Raw genomic sequence first — 4079 nt, forward strand, 5'->3', positions numbered from 1 at the left:
GGTCATCCGCCGAGCCGAGACCATCAAGCGGGCGAAGGTTGCCTGACTCGGCACTAGGCCTGCGGCAGGCCGGGGAAGGCGCTGGTCGGTGGCGTGCGGCCGGCCCGGGCTCGCCAGTCGACCGCCCGCAGCTCGGCGGCGCTCAGCGCGGCCACGGCGAGCACGCGGGTGCTGCGCTCGCTCGCCTGGTCCAGCACCCACGTCCACGTCCCGGACGCGCCCTCCTCCAGCACGACCGCGAGCGCTGCGGCGTCGACCGGGGAGAGCACCGGGAAGGGCAGGGTGTGCCCCGGTTCGTCGGCGACCGGCTCGACCCGCCGGGCGCTCAGCAGGGCGACGAGCTGGTCCCGGAGGTCCAGGTACGCCAGCTCGCACGCGACCACGGCGTCCCGGGACTCCGGGGGGAGTGCCGCACCGACGACGCCGTAGCCCCAGATCGCGGCGTGCACCGCGGCCAGCGCGTCCTGCAGTGCGGCCTCCTCCGCCGCCCTGCCCCCTGCCGCCCTGTCCTCCGCCGCGGTGGGCGAGCTCGCGGGTGAGCTGGTGCCGTCAGCCATCGTCGTCCCGTCTCCCGGCTGCCCGTCGCGGAGCAGTGTTCATGCCAACAGTCCGTCCTGGCCCCGCAGGCCGGCCGCGATGCTGCCGAGCAGCGCCGCCCGCCCGCCGGTGAACTCCGGGCAGGCCTCGGCGTGCGCGGCGGCGGCTGCAGCGACGACGCCCCGCAGCCAGAGGCGTGCCTCCGCCGGATCGGTCGGTGCAGCGGTGCCGCTGGCCGCCGCCGAGGTCGTCGCGGTGTCGCCGGGGGCGGCCGCGCGCAGCCGGTCCAGCTGTGCCAGCGCCTGCGCGGCGAGCGGGGTCAGCGCCGCGGCCAGGTCGGGCGCGCTGCTCAACGCCTGGTCGTAGCCGGCCACCACCTCCTCCTGCACCCGGACCTGGGCGGCCAGCCGGTCGACCTGCGCCGGGGTGACCGCGTCGGTCACGTCGCCGGGGCTGCCGGTGCAGCCGGTGGACACCAGCGCCGTGCCGGCGAGGGTGGCGATCAACAGGCTGCGTCGGGTGAACGTGCCGGCGGCCGGGGGAGCGGGGAGGAGTCCGGACATCGCCGTCCATCCTGACAGTCCCGGGCGACTCTCCTGGCCGAACGCACCGGAGCGCCGGTCGCGACTCGCGGGACCGGTGGTGCCGGCGGTGCGGGCGGTAGCCTGACGGTTCACGCGCAGCACGCCGGTGGCCCGTCGGGCCCGCCCGGCCGCCCACCGGGGTCCCCACCCGGTGGGCGTCGCGGTTCCCACACAACAGGAGGCAGTCGGTGTCCACGCGAGGTGCAGGCACCGCGGACGTGGTGACCGCCAAGCTGACCGGTTGGGTCGAGCCCGTGGTCGCCGCCGCCGGGTACGACCTGGAGGAGCTCGTCGTCCGCCCCGCCGGCCAGCGGTCGGTGGTCCGGGTCGTGGTCGACCGGGACGCCGGGGTCAGCCTGGACGACGTCGCCGAGCTCAGCCGTGCGCTGTCGGAGGTGCTCGACGCGCAGGACGAGGCGCTGGGCCGCTCGCCCTACGTCCTGGAGGTCACCAGCCCCGGGGTCGACCGACCGCTGACCCTGCCGCGGCACTGGCGGCGCAACGTCGGCCGGTTGGTCGGCGTCGCGGTCGGCCCCGACGCCGGCCGGGAGCAGCTCACCGGCCGGGTGCTCCGGGTCGACGACGGCGGGGTCGTGCTTGCCGTGGAGAAGGGCGGCACCAAGAAGGGCCAGGTGCGCAAGGCCGTCGGCGAGCGCACCGTTCCCTGGGCAGAGCTGGGCGAGGCACGGGTGCAGGTGGAGTTCACCCGACCGGCCGGGCACCGTGACGCCGCGCTCGTCGACCACGGCGACGACGACGAGCACGACGACGAGCACCACGACGAGCACCAGGACGACGACGAGACCCACGACGACGAGACCGACGACGAGACCGACGGCGACGTGCCCGAGGACGCCGAGGACGAGCACGACGACGAGCAGGACCCGACCGGGACCAGTGCGGTCGACGCGAGCGGGAAGCCCGGGCGACCGGCACCGCGCCGCGCGCCGCGGGACCCCCGGTCGCGACGAGGAGGCAACAAGTGAACATCGACGTGACGGCTCTCAAGGCGGTCGAGCGGGAGAAGGGCATCCCTGCGGACACGGTGCTGCAGGCGATCGAGACCGCGCTGGTCACCGCCTACCGGCACGCGGACGGTGCGGCCAAGCACGTGCGCGTGCAGGTGGACCGCAAGAGCGGCGAGGTGGCAGTCCTGGCCCAGGAGCTGGGGCCGGACGGCGAGGTCGTGCACGAGTGGGACGACACCCCCTCCGACTTCGGCCGGATCGCCGCCAGCACCGCCAAGCAGGTGATCATCCAGCGGCTCCGCGACGCCGAGCACGAGCAGACCTTCGGGGAGTACGCCGGCAAGGAGGGCGACATCGTCAGCGGCATCGTGCAGGCGCACGACCGCCGCAACACCCAGGGCGTGGTGCTGGTCGACATCGGCAAGGTGGAGGCCACGCTGCCGGCGCCCGAGCAGGTGCCCGGTGAGGACTACCGGCACGGCAGCCGGCTCAAGGCCTACGTCGTCTCCGTCGCCCGCACCTTCCGCGGCCCGCAGGTGACGCTGTCGCGCACCCACCCCAACCTGGTCCGCAAGCTGTTCGCGCTCGAGGTGCCCGAGGTCGCCGACGGCAGCGTGGAGATCGTCGCCGTGGCACGCGAGGCCGGGCACCGGTCGAAGATCGCCGTCCGCACCCGCGTCCCCGGGCTGAACGCCAAGGGTGCGTGCATCGGCCCGATGGGCCAGCGGGTCCGCAACGTGATGAGCGACCTGCACGGCGAGAAGATCGACATCGTCGACTGGTCCGAGGAGGAGGCCAGCTTCGTCGCCTCTGCGCTGTCGCCCGCCCGGGTCACCAGTGCACGGGTGGTGGACCCGGCCGCTCGGGCGGTCCAGGTGGTCGTGCCGGACTACCAGTTGTCGCTGGCGATCGGCAAGGAGGGGCAGAACGCCCGACTGGCCGCCCGGCTCACCGGGTGCCGCATCGACATCCGCAGTGACGCCGAGCCCACCGACGGCAACGCCCCGGTCTCCCCGGGTGTCGGGCGGGCTCCGTTGCGGCCGGGCGTGCAGCCCGGCCGGGCCGGTGCCCGCGGTCCGCAGGGCGGTCACCGGCCCCCCGTGCGGCGCGCGGAACATCCCGGGCCCGCGGCGCGCTAGACTCCCTGATGGCCGATTCGTCGATGCCGGTCCGCACCTGTGTGGGGTGCCGGCGACGCGCTCCGGTCACCGAGCTGTTGCGTGTCGTCGTCCGCGGCGGGGGGCTCACCCCTGATCCGCGGCGACGGCTCCCCGGCCGGGGTGCGTCCCTGCACCCCACCGCGGAGTGCCTACAGGCAGCAATCCGGCGCCGGGCCTTCCCGCGCGCGCTGCGCAGCAGCACGCCGTTGGAGACCGGCCCGCTCGAGGCGCACGTCCTCCGGCAGGTCACCTGACCCGCCCGGGTGGCGCCCCGGACGGACCGCACCGAGCGCCGTGCACCACCGAGCACCATGTACTGAGCGCGATCCAGTCGGACCGGCACCCGGCCGGTCCACAGTCGAGAGCAGGACGACCTCGGATGAGCAACCCGTGAAGTCGCCACGATGACCATGCACCACTGAGACAGAGGTCGAGCGGGCCAGCCGCCGGCCTCACCAGAGGAGACCCGTGCCAGGCAAGGCCCGCGTACACGAGCTCGCGAAAGAGCTCGGTATCGACAGCAAGACAGTGCTCGCCAAGCTCAAGGAGCAGGGCGAGTTCGTGAAGTCCGCCTCGTCCACCGTCGAGGCCCCGGTGGCCCGACGGCTGCGTGAGGCCTTCCCCGGCGACGGTGCCTCGAGCGGTGGCGGCAACGGCGCCTCCGGCGCCCGCCCCGGTCCGCGTCCCGGTCCCCGGCCGCCCGCGCCGGTGGCGTCGGCTCCCGCCGCCCCGGCTCCGGCTCCACCGGCTCCCGCTGCACCGGCCCCGGCTCCGGCTCCGGCCGCTGCCCAGGCCCCGGCTGCCCAGACCGGTGCGCCGGCTCCGTCGCC

General features: G+C 75.2%; 6 protein-coding genes. 4 read left to right on the top strand and 2 right to left on the bottom strand.

Annotated elements, in window-relative coordinates:
• Nucleotides 1–53 precede the first annotated feature (53 nt).
• Both IN07_RS17590 and IN07_RS17595 read right to left on the bottom strand, forming a co-directional pair.
• Entirely contained in the window at nt 54–557 is a 504-nt protein-coding gene (locus IN07_RS17590; RefSeq protein ID WP_036338080.1) for a ferritin-like domain-containing protein, read from the bottom strand.
• A gap of 39 nt (nt 558–596) precedes the next feature.
• Nucleotides 597–1100 carry a hypothetical protein gene (locus IN07_RS17595; RefSeq protein ID WP_036338083.1) on the bottom strand — a complete coding sequence of 168 codons (504 nt, stop codon included), beginning with the start codon at nt 1098–1100 and terminating at the stop codon, nt 597–599.
• Nucleotides 1101–1309: 209 nt separating this feature from the next.
• Between IN07_RS17595 and rimP the strand changes: the two genes are divergently transcribed.
• The 4 genes from rimP to IN07_RS24840 form a co-directional block, all read left to right on the top strand.
• Nucleotides 1310–2107 carry a ribosome maturation factor RimP gene (gene rimP / locus IN07_RS17600; RefSeq protein ID WP_231558448.1) on the top strand — a complete coding sequence of 266 codons (798 nt, stop codon included), beginning with the start codon at nt 1310–1312 and terminating at the stop codon, nt 2105–2107.
• Entirely contained in the window at nt 2104–3228 is a 1125-nt protein-coding gene (gene nusA, locus IN07_RS17605; protein WP_036338086.1) for a transcription termination factor NusA, read from the top strand. The genes rimP and nusA overlap by 4 nt, the downstream gene beginning before the upstream one ends.
• Nucleotides 3229–3236: 8 nt before the next feature.
• Nucleotides 3237–3503, top strand: a complete 267-nt coding sequence (locus IN07_RS24835) for a YlxR family protein (RefSeq protein WP_081975509.1) — start codon at nt 3237–3239, stop codon at nt 3501–3503.
• 214 nt (nt 3504–3717) lie between these two features.
• The coding region (locus tag IN07_RS24840) for a translation initiation factor IF-2 N-terminal domain-containing protein (RefSeq protein WP_197058531.1) at nt 3718–4079 on the top strand (362 nt) is incomplete at its 3' end.

Source organism: Modestobacter caceresii (assembly GCF_000761485.1).
Taxonomy (GTDB): Bacteria; Actinomycetota; Actinomycetes; order Mycobacteriales; family Geodermatophilaceae; genus Modestobacter; species Modestobacter caceresii.